Here is a 17,259-nt window from a genome sequence, read left to right on the forward strand (position 1 = left end):
CACCCGGCGGCCTTGAGGTGTGGCGGCGATGTGGCCGCAGGTAATACTTCACGGGACACACCCCCTCGATCCAACGGGAGCAGCGAGCCGATGGGCAGCATCGTCGCGGAGAACCGTAAGAGTCTGATGCTCTTCTCCGGCCGGGGTTTCCCGGAGCTGGCGGAGGAGATCGGTCAGGTGCTCGGCGTGGCTCCGACACCGACGGACTCGTACGAGTTCGCGAACGGCGAGATCTTCGTCCGGTACAAGGATTCGGTTCGTGGCTCGGACGCGTTTGTCGTTCAGTCGGTGACCGAGGGCGTGAATCGGTGGGTCATGGAGACCCTGATCATGGTCGACGCCTTGAAGCGGGGGTCGGCGAAGCGGATCACGGTGGTGTTGCCGTTCTATCCGTATTCGCGGCAGGACAAGAAGCACCGTGGCCGGGAGCCGATTTCGGCCCGGTTGATCGCGGATCTGCTGAAGACGGCCGGGGCGAACCGGATTCTGACCGTCGATCTGCACACGGCGCAGATCCAGGGTTTCTTCGACGGGCCGGTGGATCACCTGTTCGCGATGGACATCCTGGCCGAGCACGTGGAGAAGAAGTTCGCGGGCCGGCCGTTGACGGTGGTGGCCCCGGATTCGGGCCGGGTGCGGGTGGCGGAGCGGTGGACGGACCGGCTGGGTGGCTGTCCGCTGGCGTTCATTCACAAGACGCGTGATCCGTTGAAGCCGAATCAGGTGGTGGCGAACCGGGTGGTCGGCGAGGTCGAGGGCCGGGTGTGCCTGATCGTCGACGACATGATCGATACCGGTGGGACGATCGCGAAGGCGGCGGACATTCTCTTCGATGAGGGCGCCGCGGATGTGATCGTGGCATCGACGCACGCCTTGTTGTCGGATCCGGCGACCGAGCGCTTGAAGAACAGCCGGATCAGCGAGCTGGTGGTGACGAATACGTTGCCGCTGCCGCCGGAGAAGCGCCTCGACAAGATCACGGTGTTGTCGATCGCTCCGCTGCTGGCGCGGGCGATCCGTGAGGTGTTCGACGACGGTTCGGTGACGACTCTGTTCGGCGGTTTGAGCTGATAACCCATCGGCGTGGGTAGCTCCTCTGGTGTGAACTCTTGCGGGAACCGCGATGCGGGACCGGCCCCGATGAGGTATGCGAGCGCGCAGCAGGTAAGCTAGTGCGGTTGCCACGGCGAGGGTGCCCCGCGGTCTGCTGAACTTCGCAGCCGAATGGGGGCACCGTGATCGACGCGGTGCTCCGGGCCTGTGCCCAGCGCGCCTCCTTGCCCGGCAGCGCCGACGACGGCCTTAGCACCGCCGGCGGCTTTTATGAAGCCACAACTGCCCCGCAGCAGCAGCCCGCCGACTTTAGACGCAGCCCGATCGAAGAGTTTCAGGAGTTACCCCGTGTCCGAGGTAAAGATCAGCGCCGAGCCCCGCACCGAGTTCGGCAAGGGTGGTGCCCGCCGCACGCGCCGGGCCGGTTTGGTGCCCGCCGTGCTTTACGGGCACGGCGAGAAGCCGCAGCACATCGCGCTGCCGGCCCGTGAGTTCGCCGCCGCGATCCGGCATGGCGGTCTCAACCAGGTTTTCACGATCGACATCACCGGCAACTCGGGCACGACGCTCGCGTTGCCGAAGGCGATCCAGCGTGACCCGATCAAGGACACGTACGAGCACGTGGACCTTCTGATCGTGAAGCGCGGCGAGAAGGTTCAGGTCGACGTCCCGATCACGCTGACCGGTGAGGCCGCTCGGAACACGCTGGTCGTGCACGAGTCGACCACGCTGGCCGTGGTGGCCGAGGCCATGCACCTGCCGAGTTCGATCGAGGTCTCGATCGAGGGTCTCGAGGCCGGTTCGCAGGTCACCGCCGGTGACGTGCGTCTGCCGCAGGGCTCCGAGCTGGCCGTCGAACCGGACTTCGTGCTCGCGATCATCTCGCAGGCGCAGACCGCGGAGCAGCTTGAGGGCGGCGAGGCGGCCGAGGGCGAGGCGACCGAGGGCGAGGCCGAGGGCGCGTCCGAGGAGTAAGTCACCGCTCGGCGGACTGAGCAGGGATCTTCAGGGAAAGTGCCGGTCGGCACTTTCCCTGTTGCGCATGCGGGGTTGATGGAGGCGCAGTGAGCGACGAGTCGCCGTGGCTGATTGTCGGCCTGGGGAATCCGGGCAAGGAGTACGCCGCTAACCGGCACAACGTGGGTTTCATGGTGGCTGATCTGGTGGCGTCGCGGGTGGGTGCGAGGTTCGGCCGCTCGAAGCGGGCGCATTCGGATGTGGCCGAGGGCCGGCTGGGGTTCGGGGGTCCGAAGCTGGTGCTGGCGAAGCCGCTGACTTACATGAACCTGCTGGGCGCGCCGGTGGCGTCGCTGGCGCAGTTCTTCAAGGTGCCGGTGTCGAACGTGATCGCCGTGCATGATGAGTTGGATGTGCCTTATGGGCAGATCCGGGCTAAACGCGGCGGTGGTGAGGGTGGCCACAACGGGCTGCGTTCCATGTCGAAGTCGTTGGCGAGCAAGGAGTACGCGCGGGTGCGGTTCGGGATCGGGCGACCGCCGGGCCGTCAGGACGCGGCCGACTACGTGTTGTCGGACTTTTCCGCCGCGGAGCGCAAGGAACTGGACTTCTTGATCGACCGGGCGGCCGACGTCGTCGAGGCGATCGTGCTCGAGGGTGTCGAGTGGGCGCAGAACAAATACCACGGCAGTTGATCAGGCGGGGCGGGAACGGATAGATCCTTTGGGCGGTTTTGTCCGTCTCGCGCCCCCGTGACGCTCTCCGCCGTCCGCGCGTTGGTCACGTGTACGCACCGCTTGGGACACGGGGGAGGTTCGCCGATGCAGCAGGACCTGTCCGCTGACGAGAAGTCGGCGATGACCGAGCCGACGGTTCTGTTGCCGGAGATTCGTGCCGCTGCCGCCGATCCGGGCGCGCGTGCGAAGTCGTGGCAGGCGGTCGAGGAGGGGTACGGGCCGGCGAATCATCCGCCGGCCAATCACGGGCCTCGGCCGAGCCGTCCCAAGTCGACCCGTGGGCGGATCCCGGCCCCGGGCGCGCCGATGAGCCCGCCGCCGGCCGGTGCCGGGTCGCTGCGCCCACTGGTCGAGCATCCCCAGGACGCCGGCGTCCGCCGCGTGATCCTCGGCGACCATCCGGTGCGCCCGGGCGTTGATCGGACCGCCGCCCGTCAGGCGAAAAATCCTGATAAAAGGGGCGGCGACGCGGGTGGCAACCACGCGCCGCTTACCGCTGGGAGCGGGGCGCGGGCCGAGTTCGCGCGGAACCTTGCCGTCGAGCGGCACTGGTCGGAGCGGCCGAACCGGTCGGCGGCCGTGGAGCCGGTGGCGCGGCCGCTGGTGCGGGTTCGGGGGCGGGGCAAGCACGCGGCGATGTCGCGGCGGCAGCGGTGGGAGCGGCGGTACGTGCGGGCGCTCGTGCTCGCCGATCTGGTGGCCGGTACGGCTGCGGGGGCGGTGACGTTCGGGCTGCGGTTCGGGGACGACATCACCTCGTACAACCGGGGCTATCTCGTTGTCACGGCGCTTCTTCCGGTGCTGCTGCTGATGGTTTTGGCGGTCTCCCGGGCGTACGAGCGAAGGTTTTTGTTCGTCGGGACGGATGAGTATCAACGGGTCATCCGGGGTGGTGTCGGGCTGATCGCGGGGGCGGCGCTGACCTCGTACGCGCTGGATCTGGATCTGGCGCGCGGCTATGTGCTCGCCGCCGTGCCGACCGCGATCGCGACGGCCGTGGTTTTGCGCTTCGTGCTGCGTAAACGGCTGCATTTCAGCCGGGACCGGGGGGAGAACCTGCGGCGGGTCATCCTGGTCGGGCATGAATTGTCCGTCATCGGGATGACGCGGCAGCTGCGCCGGGAGCGCTACCACGGCCTGGAGGTGGTGGGTGCCTGCCTGCCGCCGGGGCACGACGGCGCCGGCGTGAGCGGATTGACCCTGTACGGGACTTTCGACGACGTGGCGACCGCGGTGGAGCAGGCGGACGCGGACACCGTGGTGGTGCTGAGCTGCCCGGAGCTGGACGGTGCGTTGCTGCGCCGGCTGGCCTGGCGGCTGGAACGCGACGAGGTGGATCTCGTGGTGGCGAGCGCGCTGGTCGACGTGGCGGGGGCGCGGACGACGATCCGGCCGTTCGACGGGCTGCCGATGCTGCACGTGGAACATCCGCGGCTGCACGGCGGGTCACGGCTGGTCAAGGAACTGGTGGACCGGGCGGGCGCGCTGCTGTTGCTGGCCCTGTTCGGCCCGCTGCTGCTCACCGTCGCACTCTGTGTGCGGTGTACCTCACGTGGCCCGGTACTCTTTCGTCAGGTACGGGTCGGGCGGGACGGTCGCCTGTTCCGCATCTTCAAGTTCCGGAGCATGTATGTCGATGCCGAGGCCCGCCTCGCTGAGCTCCGGCACCTGAACGAGCACGACGGGGTGCTCTTCAAGATCCGTGACGACCCGCGGGTGACCCGGGTCGGGCGATATCTGCGCCGGTTCTCGCTGGATGAGCTGCCCCAGCTGCTGAACGTGCTGCTGGGACAGATGTCGCTGGTCGGTCCACGTCCGCCGCTGCAGTCGGAGGTGGCCGTGTACGCCGATGACATGCGGCGCCGGCTGGCCGTCAAGCCGGGCATGACGGGTCTGTGGCAGGTGTCCGGGCGATCGGATCTGCCGTGGGAGGAAGCGGTCCGGCTGGACCTGCGCTATGTGGAGAACTGGTCGCTCAGTTTGGACCTGGTGATCCTGTTGCGCACGATGACCGCAGTGGTGCGGTCGTCGGGTGCGTACTGAACCTCAAGGGAGCAACGTGATGGGCGAGCGGACATCGACGTCGGCACGCATGTTCACCCAGCGTGACACCGAGGCCGGTACCCCGCCGGTGATCGACGCGGCCTTCGCTCGCTGGCTCGCGGACCGGGCCGGGCAGGTGCTGCTGCAGGTCCGTGACTCGATGGGCTACGCCGACGCGCCCGCGCTCAAGGAGGCGGGCGACAAGGCCGCGCATCACCTGCTGCGTACCGAGCTGGCCCGGTGGCGGCCCGCGGACGCGGTCCTCTCCGAGGAGGACGACCAGGCGCGGGTGGCCTGGCAGGACGGGGAGCAGGCGGCCCGCCCGGAACGGCTCGGCGCGTCCCGGGTGTGGATCGTCGACCCGCTGGACGGCACCCGCGAGTTCGCCGAGGAGGGCCGCACCGACTGGGCCGTGCACGTGGCGCTCTGGACGGCCGACGGGTCGAGCCCGGCGAACCTGGCCGCGGGGGCCGTGGCGATGCCGGCTCAGCACCGCACCCTCGCCACGGATCACGCACCGGCGTACCCACCGCTGCCGTTGGAGTTCGCCACCGGCGGGCCGATCCGGATCGCGGCGAGCCGTACCCGGCCGCCGGCCTTCGTCGAGTCGCTGGCCGAGCAGACCGGGGCGAAGCTGGTGCCGATGGGCTCCGCGGGCGTGAAGATCGCCGCGGTGATCAACGGCGAGGCGGACGCCTACGTGCACGCCGGTGGCCAGTACGAATGGGATTCGGCGGCGCCGGTGGCTGTGGCGTTGGCCACCGGACTGCACGCTAGCCGAATCGATGGATCTGCGTTGAAATACAACGAGGCCGACCCTAAGTTGCCGGACCTGGTGGTGTGCCGTAAGGATCTCGCTCCTCGGTTGCTCGCAGCGCTGCAGCGTCACCTTCCGGCAAACTGAGGTTCAGTGGCCGTATCCCCCGAAAGGTCTGGAAACCAGCGATGAGCCAGACAAAGCCATACCGCGTCTCGCACCTGGATGCTCTCGAAGCCGAGAGCATTTTCGTGATGCGCGAGGTCATGGCCGAGTTCGAGCGACCCGTCCTGCTCTTCTCCGGCGGCAAGGACTCGATCGTCATGCTCCGGCTCGCCGAGAAGGCGTTCGCCCCGGCGCGCATACCCTTCCCGGTGATGCACGTCGACACCGGGCACAACTTCGCCGAGGTCCTCGACTTCCGCGACTCCCGGGTCGCCGCCATGGGGCTGAACCTGGTGGTCGCCAGCGTGCAGGAGGCCATCGACACCGGGCTGGTGCGTGAGCTGCCGGACGGCACGCGCAACCGGATCCAGACGCCGGTGCTGCTCAACGCCGTGGAGAAGTACCGTTTCGACGCCCTCTTCGGCGGTGCCCGCCGCGACGAGGAGAAGGCGCGCGCCAAGGAGCGCATGTTCAGCTTCCGCGACGAGTTCGGTCAGTGGGATCCGAAGAACCAGCGGCCCGAGCTGTGGGCGCTGTACAACGGGCGGCATCACCCGGGCGAGTCGATCCGGGTGTTCCCGCTGTCCAACTGGACCGAGCTCGACGTCTGGCATTACATCGCCCGCGAGCAGATCCCGCTGCCGGACATCTACTACGCGCACGACCGTGAGGTGGTCGAGCGCGACGGCATGTTCTACGCGGTGAACGAGTTCATCCGGCTGCGCGAGGGCGAGACCTCGCAGGTGCGCCGGGTGCGTTACCGCACGGTGGGGGACGCGTCGCAGACCGCGGCGGTGCTGTCCGACGCCGACACGGTGGAGAAGGTCATCGACGAGGTCGCCGCCACCCGGATCACCGAGCGCGGCGCGACCCGCGGCGACGACAAGGTCAGCGAGGCCGCGATGGAAGACCGCAAGCGAGAGGGTTACTTCTGATGAGTCAAGCCGTCCTGGAGACCGAGACGGCGCCCTCGGCGCACATGGACCTGCTGCGGTTCGCCACCGCCGGCAGCGTCGACGACGGCAAGTCCACCCTGATCGGGCGGCTGCTGTTCGACACGAAGACGATCTTCGCGGACCAGCTCGAGGCGGTCGAGGCGGTCAGTGCCGCCCGCGGCGACGAGTACACCAACCTGGCGCTGCTCACCGACGGCCTGCGGGCGGAACGCGAACAGGGCATCACGATCGACGTGGCGTACCGCTACTTCGCGACGCCGCGGCGCAAGTTCATCATCGCCGACACCCCGGGGCACATTCAGTACACCCGGAACATGGTCACCGGGGCGTCCACCGCCGACCTCGCGCTGATCCTGGTGGACGCGCGTAAGGGCCTGGTCGAGCAGTCGCGCCGGCACGCGTTTTTGACGTCGCTGCTCCGGGTGCCGCACCTGGTTCTGTGCGTGAACAAGATGGACCTGGTGGACTGGGACAAATCGGTCTACGACAAGATCGCCGACGAGTTCACCTCGTTCGCGGCCAAGCTCGACGTGCCGGACCTGACGATCATCCCGATCTCCGCGCTCAACGGCGACAACGTCGCCTCCCGCTCGGAGAACTCGCCCTGGTACGAAGGTCCGTCGCTGCTGCACCACCTGGAGCACGTGCACATCGCCAGCGATCGCAACCTGGTCGACGTACGCTTCCCCGTCCAGTACGTGATCCGTCCGCAGTCGACGACGGTCACCGACTACCGCGGGTATGCGGGTCAGGTCGCGTCCGGCGTGCTCAAGCCGGGCGACGAGGTGATGGTGCTGCCGTCGGGGCTGACCTCGACGATCGCCGGCATCGACACCGCGGACGGTCCGGTCGACGAGGCGTTCCCGCCGATGTCGGTCACCGTGCGGCTCACCGACGAGATCGACATCTCCCGCGGCGACCTGATCTGCCGGCCGCACAACGCGCCGGCGGTCGCCCAGGACGTCGAGGCGATGATCTGCTGGATGGACGAGTCGGCACCGCTGCGCGTCGGCGGGAAATACACCATCAAGCACACCACCCGTACGGCTCGGACCGTCGTGCGCGGGCTGCAGTACCGGCTGGACGTGAACACGCTGCACCGCGACGAGGACGCGGGCGAGTTGCGGCTCAACGAGATCGGCCGGGTGACGCTGCGCACGACGGTGCCGTTGCTGGCCGACGAGTACCGCCGCAACCGCACCACGGGCGGCTTCATCCTGATCGACGAGGGCACGAACCGTACGGTCGCGGCCGGGATGATCATCGAGGCGCGCTAGCCCGGCGGTGCAGCGGGTCGTCGTTGCGCGGCGGCAGGCGGTGCGGCCGGAGGATTTCGTCACGCGGTTGCAGTGCTGCCCACACGATCTTCCCGGATCGGGTGGGCAGCGTGCCCCACGCGGCCGCGATCGTGGTCACCGTCTGCAGGCCGAGACCGCGTTCATCCAGCGGCAGGCCCCGCCGCGGCCGGGTCAGCGGGACCAGCCGCGGTGGCGTGCTCAACTCGTCGGCGACGGTCAGGTGCAACCCGCGGCCGCGCCGGCCCACCGTGACCACCAGCCGGGACCGGGCGTGCTCGACCGCGTTGGTCACCAGTTCCGACATCAGCAGGCGGGCCGGATGCAGCAGGCTCCGCATCTGCCAGAGCAGGCAGGCATCGGAGACGAGGTTGCGGGCCAGGCTCGGCGCGTCCGGTTCGGACCCCAGGCTCAGGCGGAGCCGGTCGGTCATCGGCAGCCGGCCGGCGATCGCCACCCGGGCCTGCCGCACCTTCGCGTGCACCGGCAGCCCCTGGCCGCTGCCCAGCCGCTGCACCCGGTCGGCCAGCGGAAGGTCCGGCGGGATGCACAGGGCCAGCTGCACCGGCGGGTCCTTGAGGGCGGCCGTGTGCCGGGCCTCCAGCCAGGTCGGCAGGCTCAGCCCGGCCGGATCGTCGAGTTCGGACAGATCCACGATGAGCGCCTCGGGATGCTCGGCGAAGCACTTCTGCAGGGCGCACGTGGCCGCCTGCCACAGCTTCCGGTTCCACGTGCCCCGCACGGCCAGCAGGGCCACCGCGGCGTCGACGTCACTTTCGATCCGGACGTCGGGCAGACACGCTGCGCTCACAGGCATACCGTTACGGTAGTGGTGCGGGGTGATCGTTGCGCGCTCGCTTAGCTCCGCCGGGTGATCGGACTTAAGTACTGCAACGTTGTATAGTCCAACTTCGTGCCGCCGGGCCTCAAGGACGTTGCCGCGCGGGCCGGTGTGTCGATCAAGACGGTGTCCAACGTCGTCAACGGATACGTGCACGTGGCCCCGGCGACCCGCGCCCGGGTGCAGGCCGCGATCGACGCGCTCGGCTACGTACCGAACATGGCGGCCCGCCAGCTGCGCAGCGGCCGCTCCGGGGTGATCGCGCTGGCGGTCCCCGAACTCCAGTCACCGTACTTCGCCGAGATGGCCGGGCTGATCGTCCAGGCCGCCGAGCGTCGTTCCTGGACCGTCCTCATCGACCAGACGGACGGGCACGCCGAGCGGGAACGCAATCTGGTCGCGGGGCTGCGCCGGCACGCCATCGACGGCTTGATCTTCAGCCCGCTCGCCCTGGCCGGAGACGATCTGCCGAAGCGTACGGAAACCCCGATCGTGTTGCTCGGTGAGCGGGTGTGGCACGGACCGGCCGATCACGTGGCGATCGACAGCACGGCCGCCGCGGCCGAGGCCACCCGCCACCTGATCGGCCTGGGCCGGCGCCGGATCGCGGCGATCGGCGTACAGGAGGACCCGTCGGCGGTGACCGCGCATCAGCGGCTGGCCGGCTACCGGCTGGCGCTGGCCGAGGCCGCGCTGCCCCCGATCGAGGCACCCGCGGCGAGCTTCCACCGTGCGGACGGCGCCGCCGCGATGGCCCGGCTGCTGGACGGGGATTCCCGCCCGGACGCGGTTTTCTGCTTCAACGACCTGCTCGCCCTCGGCGCCATCCGGACGCTGCTGTCCCGCGGCTGCCGCGTGCCCGGCGACGTCGCGGTGATCGGCTTCGACGACATCGAGGACGGCCGGTTCTCCACACCGACGCTGAGCACCATCGCGCCGGACGCGCCCCGCATCGCCCAGCTGGCCGTCGACCTGCTGGGCGAGCGGCTCGGCGACGGCTCGGCCGCCGCCGGACCACCCCGCGAACTGCGCGTCGACCACCGGCTGGTGATCCGGGAGAGCACCGCGGGCCAGGGCTAGCTTGCGCGCATTACCCGGGCACGAGCTGCCTAAAGCCGGGGCTAGGGACAGACTTCGACGTGAGTCGCAGGCAGGCGGACCGAACGGCCGTCGTCAGCCATCTGGATCAGCAGCTCGTACGCCTCGGGGCAGCCGACCTCGTCGAACGCGAAACACTGCTCGATGATCGTGCGAGTGTCGAACGCCTGCACGCCGCGCCGCTGGGCGAAATCGAGCGCGGAGCGGTCGTCAGTCACGAGTAAACCGCCAGCCTGCCCGTACTGCAGGTGGTAGATGAGCTCCGCCTCGCCTAGGTGCTGTGTCGGCGTTCCGGGCAGAGCACCCAGGGCTCGACGAATATTGTCGATCTCGGTCAGTGCCGTGGGTGTTCCGGATATTTCCACGGGGTCACCCAGCCAGCCGGCATCGAGGATCTGTTGCAGATACGGCGCCGCGGGGAGGCCGCGCTTGACCTCCCACTGCACGGTTTCGGTCCACCGGGCGCGATAGCCATATCGCTGTTCAAGAAGATCGAGGCGGCCGATGGCGGCGAAGTTCGACAGCGTGCAGGTATCGAAGTAGACGTCGCCGACGCGGGCATTCACAGCGCGTATCCCTCGCTGTCGTCCTGCGGCGTGGTGCGTCCGCTCGGCGGCGTCAACTCGTCGAGGAGGACGTCCGGGTGTATCTGCAGCAGATCGGCGAGAGGTCGGACGCTGACCTTGGCCTGGACGTACGCCTCGATCGTCCGGCCGAGCAGGGTGCCGGGTGCGCGGCGGTCATTACGTGCCTGGAGGTCGGCGACCCGGCCGCTTCGCAGCGCGATGCGATTCGACGACAAGGACCTGATGCGGTCGCGGCCCGCGGAATTCACCACGCCGACGTTGTGCAGCCGGAAGGCGAGCGCGTCGAGGCTGACGCCGAACCGCCCGAGCAGCGCCGCCACGATCTCCTCGCTGACGCCGTGGGGGACCGCGGTGCGGACCGCTCTCTCGGGCATGAGGAAGGCGGCGGCGAAGGCGTTCGCCCTTGTTTCCGCCCGTGACTTCGTGCCGAAGACGTCCTCATCGACGAGCAGGTCCTGAGAATCACCAGCCATGAGATGCCCAAGCTCGTGTGCGATGGTGAATCGTTGCCGGGTTGCCGAGATCCCGCTGCTGACCAGAGCGGCCGCCAGCCCATCAGAGGCGACGCTCAAACCGTCGAGCCCGTCCGGCAGCGGCTCGAAGCCGATGTCGAGGCCGAAAGAGCGTTCCAGGAGATCGCACAGATCGGAAAGTTGATACGGCAGGTCGTTGTCGCCGATGCCCATCGCCCGGCGGACTCGTTCGGCGAGGGCTACGCCCTGGTCGTGCGCCGTGCCGGACCGCAACGGGTCATCGAGGACAGTCGCGTGCCAGTCGAAACCCAGGTCGGTGAGCAACCTGTGCAACTCGAGCAGGAAGTTGACGCGGGCCAGCGCGGCCTGCAGCGCGGGACTGGCGTCGGGCTGTGCTCGCGCGGCGACCGCCACCGGTGGCGCGGGAGAATCGGACAGCAAGTCACTTGCCGACAGTTCGAGGTGCTCGGCAATCAACGCGACTTCGAGGGACTTGAAGTTCCGGGCGCCGTTCAGCGCTTTCGAAAGCGCGGTGGCGTCTAGCCCGATGGCTCGCGCCAGGGCTTGTTGACTGACCCCTCGGACGCTCATGGCAGAGCGGATCCGGGAGCGAAGCATGTCGGGCGTAACGGGCATGACAAGAACGCTAGGCGGCGGTTGCGGAAATCGCAACGACGCTGCCTAGCGGCACTTGCGTGATGAGGCGAGAGCTGCGTTGTGGTGCGAAAAGCGCAATAAACGAACAGGCGTTCGAGCTAAATTCGGGTCGCGCCTGGGCCGGCTGTCACCGTCCAGCAGGTGGGGGCGGTGAACCGGTGGCCGGCGTACGCGGTCTCGACGGCCTTGATGGTGTCGGCGGCGCGGTCGGTGTCGATCAGGGCCAGGACGCAGCCGCCGAAGCCGCCGCCGGTCATCCGGGCGCCGTACGCGCCCGCCGACAACGCGGCCTCGACCGCGACGTCGACCTGGGCGACCGTGATCTCGAAGTCGTCGCGCATCGAGGCGTGCGAGGCGGTCAGCAGCGGGCCGATCTCGCGCGGTCGGCCGGCCTTGAGCAACGCGACAGTGTCGAGCACGCGCTGGTCCTCGGTGACGATGTGCCGCACGCGGCGGCGCATCACGTCGTCGTCCAGGCGGGCCAGGGCCGCGTCCAGATCGTCGGGCGTGACGTCACGCAGCGCCCGTACGCCCAGGATCCGCGCGGCGTCCTCGCAGCTTTTACGGCGTGCGCCGTATTCGCCGTCGACGTGCTGGTGCGGCGCGTTGCTGTTGATCACCAGCATGGCCAGCCCCGCGGCCGCCAGGTCGAACGGGATCTGCTCGACCTCGTACGTGCGGCAGTCCAGGAACAGCGCGCGGCCCGGCTGGCAGCGCATCGACGCGGACTGGTCCAGGATGCCGGTGGGCGCGCCCACGTAGGCGTTCTCGGCGCGCTGGGCCAGCGCCGGTCGCTTCTCCAGCGGCAGGTCCAGGCCGCCCAGGTCGGTCAGCGCGGTCAGCACCGCCGACTCCAGCGCGGCCGAGGACGACAGGCCGGAACCGACCGGCACCTCGGAGGACAGCGCGATGCGGGCGCCGGGCACGTCGAACCCGGCCTCGCGCAGCGCCCAGACCACGCCGGCCGGGTAGCTCGCCCAGCCGGTGACCTCGCCCGGCTCGGTGATGCCGAAGGAGACCGGCTCGTCGGCGAAGGTCGAGCTGACCGTCCACTCGCCGGCCGGGGCCGGGCCGACCGCGGCGACCGTGCGCTGCGGCAGGGCGAAGGGCAGCACGAAGCCCTCGTTGTAGTCGGTGTGCTCGCCGATCAGGTTGACCCGGCCGGGGGCCGCCCACAGACCGGTCGGTTCGTCGCCGTAGACCTCGCGGTAGCGGCCGGTGGCGTCGGAGGTGACTGTCATGATCGTGATCAGATCACGCGACGTGCGAGCGGTAGAAAGCCCAGGCGTCGCCGATCATCTCGGCCAGCGTCGCCTTCTCCGGAACCCAGCCGAGCTCGTCGCGCGCGCGGGCCGAGGAGGCGACCAGCGTGGCCGGGTCACCCTCGCGGCGCGGCGCGAACTCGATCGGCAGCTCGGCGCCGGTGACCTCGCGGGCCGCCTCGACGACCTGCTTGTTCGAGAAGCCGTTGCCGTTGCCCAGGTTGTAGATGCGGTGCTCACCGGCCTTCGTCGCGTCCAGCGCCAGCAGGTGGGCGCGGGCCAGGTCGGCCACGTGGATGTAGTCACGGACGTTGGTGCCGTCGGCCGTGGGGTAGTCGTCGCCGAAGATCTGCAGCTTCTCCCGCTTGCCGGCCGCGACCTGCAGGGTGATCGGGATCAGGTGGGTCTCCGGGCTGTGCCGCTCGCCGATCTCGTACGCGTCGCGGATGTAGGCTCCGGCGACGTTGAAGTAGCGCAGCGAGACGGCGGCCAGGTTGTGCGCGTACGCCTCCGAGGTCAGCGCGTGGTCGAAGGTGAGCTTCGTCGCGCCGTAGGTGTTGGTCGGCGCCTTGACCGCGGACTCGGTGATCGGCAGCTCGACCGGGTTGCCGTAGACGGCGGCGGTGGAGGAGAAGATGACCCGCGGCACCCCGGCGGCGCGGATCGCGTCCAGCAGGGCCAGCGACTTCACCACGTTGTCATGCCAGTACAGCTCGGGCTTGACCATCGACTCGCCGGCCGCGATCAGGCCGGCGAAGTGCAGCACCGCGTCGAAGCCCGCCCCCGGGGTGAGCACCCGGGCCGCGTCGCGGATGTCGGCCTCGACGAAGGTCGCGTCCGGCGCGATCGCCTCGCGGAAGCCGGTGACGAGATTGTCCAGGACGACCACCTCGTGGCCGGCGTCCAGCAGCAGGCGGCTGGTGACGCTGCCGACATAGCCGGCACCCCCGGTGACGAGCAGTTTCACGTCAGACCCTTTCCATCGTTGGGATCCATCGTAACCTATCAAAAAGAAACAATTCCGCACATCCGGGCGCCATGCCAGCCGTGGCCAGCAGCCCATTAGACTCTGCGTTTATGGCCGATCTCAGCCGCCGTCCGAGAGTGCTCTCCGGCATCCAGCCGACCGCCGACTCGTTCCACCTCGGCAACTATCTCGGAGCCGTGCGGAACTGGGTCGCGATGCAGGAGACCTTCGACGCCTTCTACTGCGTCGTCGATCTGCACGCGATCACCATGGGGCACGACCCGGTCGCGTTGCGCAACCGCACGCGGGTGTCGGCGGCGCAGCTGCTGGCCCTCGGGCTCGACCCGGATCGGTGCACGCTGTTCGTCCAGTCGCACGTTCCCGAGCACGCGCAGCTCGCCTGGGTGCTGTCCTGCATCACCGGCTTCGGCGAGGCCGGCCGCATGGTCCAGTTCAAGGACAAGTCGGCCAAGGCCGCCGACACCACCACCGTCGGGCTCTTCACGTACCCGATCCTGCAGGCCGCCGACATCCTGCTCTACCAGGCCGACCAGGTGCCGGTCGGCGAGGACCAGCGGCAGCACCTCGAGCTCACCCGCGACCTCGCGCAGCGCTTCAACACCCGCTACGGCAAGACGTTCACGGTCCCCTCGGCGTACATCGTGAAGGACACCGCGAAGATCACCGACCTGCAGGACCCGACCGCGAAGATGTCGAAGTCCGCGTCCTCGCCCAACGGCATCATCGAGCTGCTGGAGGACCCGGCCCGCTCGGCCAAGAAGGTCAAGTCGGCGGTCACCGACACCGGACGCGAGATCACCTTCGACGAGACGAACAAGCCGGGCGTGAGCAACCTGCTGACCATGTACGCGGCGCTCACCGGCCGGGCGATCGAGGAGCTGGTCGAGGCGTACGCGGGCAAGGGTTATGGGGATCTGAAGAAGGACCTGGCCGAGGTGGTCGTCGAGTTCGTCAAACCGGTCCAGGAACGCACCCGCGCGTACCTCGACGATCCCGGATACCTCGACAAGGTGCTCGCGATCGGAGCCGAGAAGGCGCGGGCCGTCTCCGCCGTCACGCTCGCCGCGGCGTACGAGAACGTGGGTTTCCTCGCCCCCGCCCGCGAAGCCTGATCGAGGGCCGGGACGGACGTGGCCGCTGGCGCCCCGACGACGCGGATCGGCGTCGCGATCGACATTCCCGAACCGTGGGGCAGGCAACTGACCCACCGCCGGGCCGCCAGCGGTGACCCGCAAGCGGCGTACACCCCCGCGCACGTCACCCTGCTCGGGCCGACCGACGTGCCCACCGAGGCGATGACCGCGGTGGAGAAACATCTGGAGTCGGTGGCGGCCGCGCACCGGCCGTTCACCATCCACCTGCGCGGCACCGGCACGTTCCGCCCGATCACCGAGGTCGTCTTCGTGACCCTCGCGATCGGGATCAGCGAGTGCGAGATCCTCGCCGGGGCGATCGCGTCCGCCTCGGACATCGAACGCGACGCCCGCTTCCCCTACCACCCGCACGTCACGATCGCGCAGGACGTGCCGGCGCCGGCGCTGGACGCCGCCTTCGAGGACCTGTCGGCCTTCTCGGCGCGCTTCGAGGTCGCCTCGTTCACGCTGTTCTCGCACGGTGGCGAGGGTCCCTGGCGCCCCCGGCGCGACTTCCGTCTGGGCGCCTGAGTTTCGCGCGTGGTGATTTCGGTTACCGTCGGCCGGTGAACCCGATCGACCGGGCGTACGCCGCCGCCGAAAAGCGGGTGATGTGGCTGCGTCACCGATCGAGAGTTTTCGATCACTTCAGCCGGGCGGTGCTGCGCTACGACGAAGTCCAGGGCGGGCGTCTCGCCGCCGGGATCGCGTACTACGGCTTCTTCGCGATCTTCGCGCTGCTGCTGATCGGCTACTCGATCTTCGGCATCCTGCTGCAGCGCAACGCCGCCCTCTTCGACGTGGTCCGGGACTTCCTCAGCCAGAACCTGCCGTTCATCGACGTGCAGGCGATCCTGGACAGCGGCCGCACCGTGGGCATCGTGGGCATCGTCGGCCTCACCATCACCGGCATCGGCTGGGTCGAGGCGATCCGCAGCTCCCAGCGGCTGATCTGGCAGCTCAACCAGAACCCCGGCTACATCATCGTCCGCCAGGCGCTCGACATGGTGGTCCTGCTCGGCGTCCTGCTCCTGCTCGCCCTTTCCCAGCTTGCCGTGTACGGGGTGGAGCAGCTCCTGGAGTTCATCGACGCCGGATTCCTGCACACGGTGGCGAGCTGGACGCTGACGATCGCGGTCAACATGGTGCTGGCGGCGGCGCTGCTGGCGGCCGTGCCCCGGCTGCGGATGACGGCCCGACGGCTGGCCCCGCCGGTGCTGCAGGTCGGCATCGGGATCACGCTGCTCAACACGGTCGGGCGCTCGTTCGTCGGCCTGGTGCAGCGGAATCCGGCGTACGGGCTGGTGGGTTCGGCCGTCGGCGTGCTCGTCTACCTGTACATCTTCAATCAGCTGCTGCTCTTCGGCGCCTCGTGGGCGGCGACCAGCCCGCACGGCCGCGTCGTCGATCTGTCAGCTGACGATAAAACTGCTCCGGTGGGGCAAAATACCTGGATTCGGCACAGCGGCCCGGAATGATGGGCCCGTGGGCACTCTCGTGACGCTTGACCTGCCGCCGGGCTCGCCGGTCGCGGATTTGCCCTGGGTGATCACGATCGGTGCGCTCGGTGACGAGGAGGACTGGGAGCCGGTGGTTTGCGGGCCTTACGAGTGGGCGCATGCGCTCGCGCTGGCCCAGGCGGTGGTTGCCGACGAGGATCTGATGGCGGTGGTGGAGCCGTTGTTGCCGCGGTTAGATGCGGACGCGATCCGTGCGGAGATCGAGTTGGCCCGCTCGGCCGGTGAGTCCGGCGACCCCGAGGGGGACGTGGTGGAAGATCCGGAGACCCGGCGCGTACGGCCCGGGAGGGCGCCTACCGGGGCTGAGGTGCGCGAGGGGTGGGCGCGGATCGCGGAGCGCCTGACCAGCGGAATCAGCTAGACGATCAGTAGCCGGGTTGCTGTTTAGGCGCGGCAGCCAGCGAAAATAGTCGGCCGTGCAGCCGCGCAGCCGCGCAGCCGTGCAGCCGTGCAGCCGTCGAGCCGTCGAGCCGTCGAGCCGTCGAGCCGTGGAGCCGTCGAGCCGTGGAGCCGTCGAGCCAGCGCAGCCGAATAGTCGGCCGCCCAGGCACCCGGCCGCCCAGTCACCGAGCCAGCGAGTCGGCCGGCCACCTGGCTAGCCGAGCGGCGCCCGCGGGCCGGAGGCGGCATGCTTTTATGCTGATATAGGGGATATTTAGCCGTTTGGCGAGCGGCGCTGCGGGAGTTCTGACGCCTGGACATGGCTGTCGTCTCAGGATGCGGGCACGAGCGATCGC

Annotated in this window: 17 protein-coding genes; 12 read left to right on the top strand and 5 right to left on the bottom strand. The window is 69.1% G+C overall.

What is annotated here, in order from left to right; all coding sequences use genetic code 11:
* The first annotated feature begins 90 nt into the window (after nt 1–90).
* From HH310_RS03800 to HH310_RS03830, 7 genes are all read left to right on the top strand, one after another.
* The gene (locus HH310_RS03800; RefSeq protein WP_169173971.1) at nt 91–1,071 is read left to right on the top strand and encodes a ribose-phosphate diphosphokinase; all 981 of its coding nucleotides are present in this window, start codon (nt 91–93) and stop codon (nt 1,069–1,071) included.
* 330 nt (nt 1,072–1,401) lie between these two features.
* Nucleotides 1,402–2,028: a 50S ribosomal protein L25/general stress protein Ctc gene (locus HH310_RS03805; RefSeq protein WP_169173972.1), complete on the top strand. Its 627-nt coding sequence runs from the start codon at nt 1,402–1,404 to the stop codon at nt 2,026–2,028.
* An 89-nt stretch (nt 2,029–2,117) separates the two neighbouring features.
* The gene (gene pth, locus HH310_RS03810) at nt 2,118–2,705 is read left to right on the top strand and encodes an aminoacyl-tRNA hydrolase (RefSeq protein ID WP_169173973.1); all 588 of its coding nucleotides are present in this window, start codon (nt 2,118–2,120) and stop codon (nt 2,703–2,705) included.
* Between the two features lie 126 nt (nt 2,706–2,831).
* On the top strand, nt 2,832–4,790 hold the full coding sequence (locus HH310_RS03815) for a sugar transferase (protein ID WP_396027488.1): 1,959 nt from the start codon (nt 2,832–2,834) through the stop codon (nt 4,788–4,790).
* 19 nt (nt 4,791–4,809) lie between these two features.
* Nucleotides 4,810–5,694 carry a 3'(2'),5'-bisphosphate nucleotidase CysQ gene (locus tag HH310_RS03820; protein ID WP_211191701.1) on the top strand — a complete coding sequence of 295 codons (885 nt, stop codon included), beginning with the start codon at nt 4,810–4,812 and terminating at the stop codon, nt 5,692–5,694.
* A 41-nt stretch (nt 5,695–5,735) separates the two neighbouring features.
* Nucleotides 5,736–6,647, top strand: a complete 912-nt coding sequence (gene cysD, locus HH310_RS03825) for a sulfate adenylyltransferase subunit CysD (protein ID WP_169173974.1) — start codon at nt 5,736–5,738, stop codon at nt 6,645–6,647.
* Nucleotides 6,647–7,945: a sulfate adenylyltransferase subunit 1 gene (locus tag HH310_RS03830; protein ID WP_169173975.1), complete on the top strand. Its 1,299-nt coding sequence runs from the start codon at nt 6,647–6,649 to the stop codon at nt 7,943–7,945. The genes cysD and HH310_RS03830 overlap by 1 nt, the downstream gene beginning before the upstream one ends.
* Here the strand turns inward: HH310_RS03830 and HH310_RS03835 are convergent.
* Nucleotides 7,929–8,780: an ATP-binding protein gene (locus HH310_RS03835; protein WP_211191702.1), complete on the bottom strand. Its 852-nt coding sequence runs from the start codon at nt 8,778–8,780 to the stop codon at nt 7,929–7,931. The two genes, HH310_RS03830 and HH310_RS03835, sit on opposite strands and share 17 nt — an antisense overlap.
* A 96-nt stretch (nt 8,781–8,876) precedes the next feature.
* Between HH310_RS03835 and HH310_RS03840 the strand changes: the two genes are divergently transcribed.
* A complete protein-coding gene (locus HH310_RS03840; RefSeq protein WP_169173976.1) occupies nt 8,877–9,884 on the top strand; it encodes a LacI family DNA-binding transcriptional regulator in 1,008 nt (335 codons plus the stop codon).
* Between the two features lie 41 nt (nt 9,885–9,925).
* On the opposite strand, the gene HH310_RS03845 is transcribed toward HH310_RS03840, so the two are convergent.
* The 4 genes from HH310_RS03845 to galE form a co-directional block, all read right to left on the bottom strand.
* A complete protein-coding gene (locus HH310_RS03845) occupies nt 9,926–10,468 on the bottom strand; it encodes a hypothetical protein (protein ID WP_169173977.1) in 543 nt (180 codons plus the stop codon).
* Nucleotides 10,465–11,598 carry an XRE family transcriptional regulator gene (locus tag HH310_RS03850; protein WP_169173978.1) on the bottom strand — a complete coding sequence of 378 codons (1,134 nt, stop codon included), beginning with the start codon at nt 11,596–11,598 and terminating at the stop codon, nt 10,465–10,467. Before HH310_RS03850 ends, HH310_RS03845 begins: the two co-directional genes overlap by 4 nt.
* 119 nt (nt 11,599–11,717) lie before the next feature.
* Nucleotides 11,718–12,860 carry a galactokinase gene (galK, locus tag HH310_RS03855; RefSeq protein WP_169173979.1) on the bottom strand — a complete coding sequence of 381 codons (1,143 nt, stop codon included), beginning with the start codon at nt 12,858–12,860 and terminating at the stop codon, nt 11,718–11,720.
* 13 nt (nt 12,861–12,873) lie between these two features.
* Nucleotides 12,874–13,848: a UDP-glucose 4-epimerase GalE gene (gene galE, locus HH310_RS03860; protein ID WP_169173980.1), complete on the bottom strand. Its 975-nt coding sequence runs from the start codon at nt 13,846–13,848 to the stop codon at nt 12,874–12,876.
* A gap of 110 nt (nt 13,849–13,958) precedes the next feature.
* On the opposite strand from galE, the gene trpS reads away from it, so the two are divergent.
* The 4 genes from trpS to HH310_RS03880 are packed head-to-tail and all read left to right on the top strand — an operon-like array spanning nt 13,959 to nt 16,883.
* A complete protein-coding gene (trpS, locus tag HH310_RS03865) occupies nt 13,959–14,981 on the top strand; it encodes a tryptophan--tRNA ligase (RefSeq protein ID WP_169173981.1) in 1,023 nt (340 codons plus the stop codon).
* Nucleotides 14,982–14,999: 18 nt separating this feature from the next.
* Nucleotides 15,000–15,533: a 2'-5' RNA ligase family protein gene (locus tag HH310_RS03870; RefSeq protein WP_169173982.1), complete on the top strand. Its 534-nt coding sequence runs from the start codon at nt 15,000–15,002 to the stop codon at nt 15,531–15,533.
* A gap of 35 nt (nt 15,534–15,568) precedes the next feature.
* The gene (locus HH310_RS03875) at nt 15,569–16,480 is read left to right on the top strand and encodes a YihY/virulence factor BrkB family protein (RefSeq protein WP_169173983.1); all 912 of its coding nucleotides are present in this window, start codon (nt 15,569–15,571) and stop codon (nt 16,478–16,480) included.
* 7 nt (nt 16,481–16,487) lie between these two features.
* Nucleotides 16,488–16,883 (top strand): hypothetical protein, encoded by a 396-nt coding sequence (locus HH310_RS03880; RefSeq protein WP_169173984.1) that lies wholly within the window; start codon nt 16,488–16,490, stop codon nt 16,881–16,883.
* Nucleotides 16,884–17,259 lie beyond the last annotated feature (376 nt).

Source organism: Actinoplanes sp. TBRC 11911, from assembly GCF_012933445.1.
Taxonomy (GTDB): domain Bacteria; phylum Actinomycetota; class Actinomycetes; order Mycobacteriales; family Micromonosporaceae; genus Actinoplanes.

What these genes read in the sequence shown, in the direction of transcription:
- HH310_RS03800 (WP_169173971.1), top strand. Translation starts at nt 91, where the DNA reads ATGGGCAGCATCGTCGCGGAGAACCGTAAGAGTCTGATGCTCTTCTCC.
- HH310_RS03815 (WP_396027488.1), top strand. Translation starts at nt 2,832, where the DNA reads ATGCAGCAGGACCTGTCCGCTGACGAGAAGTCGGCGATGACCGAGCCG.
- HH310_RS03820 (WP_211191701.1), top strand. Translation starts at nt 4,810, where the DNA reads ATGGGCGAGCGGACATCGACGTCGGCACGCATGTTCACCCAGCGTGAC.
- cysD (WP_169173974.1), top strand. Translation starts at nt 5,736, where the DNA reads ATGAGCCAGACAAAGCCATACCGCGTCTCGCACCTGGATGCTCTCGAA.
- HH310_RS03830 (WP_169173975.1), top strand. Translation starts at nt 6,647, where the DNA reads ATGAGTCAAGCCGTCCTGGAGACCGAGACGGCGCCCTCGGCGCACATG.
- HH310_RS03835 (WP_211191702.1), bottom strand. Translation starts at nt 8,780, where the DNA reads ATGCCTGTGAGCGCAGCGTGTCTGCCCGACGTCCGGATCGAAAGTGAC.
- HH310_RS03850 (WP_169173978.1), bottom strand. Translation starts at nt 11,598, where the DNA reads ATGCCCGTTACGCCCGACATGCTTCGCTCCCGGATCCGCTCTGCCATG.
- galK (WP_169173979.1), bottom strand. Translation starts at nt 12,860, where the DNA reads ATGACAGTCACCTCCGACGCCACCGGCCGCTACCGCGAGGTCTACGGC.
- trpS (WP_169173981.1), top strand. Translation starts at nt 13,959, where the DNA reads ATGGCCGATCTCAGCCGCCGTCCGAGAGTGCTCTCCGGCATCCAGCCG.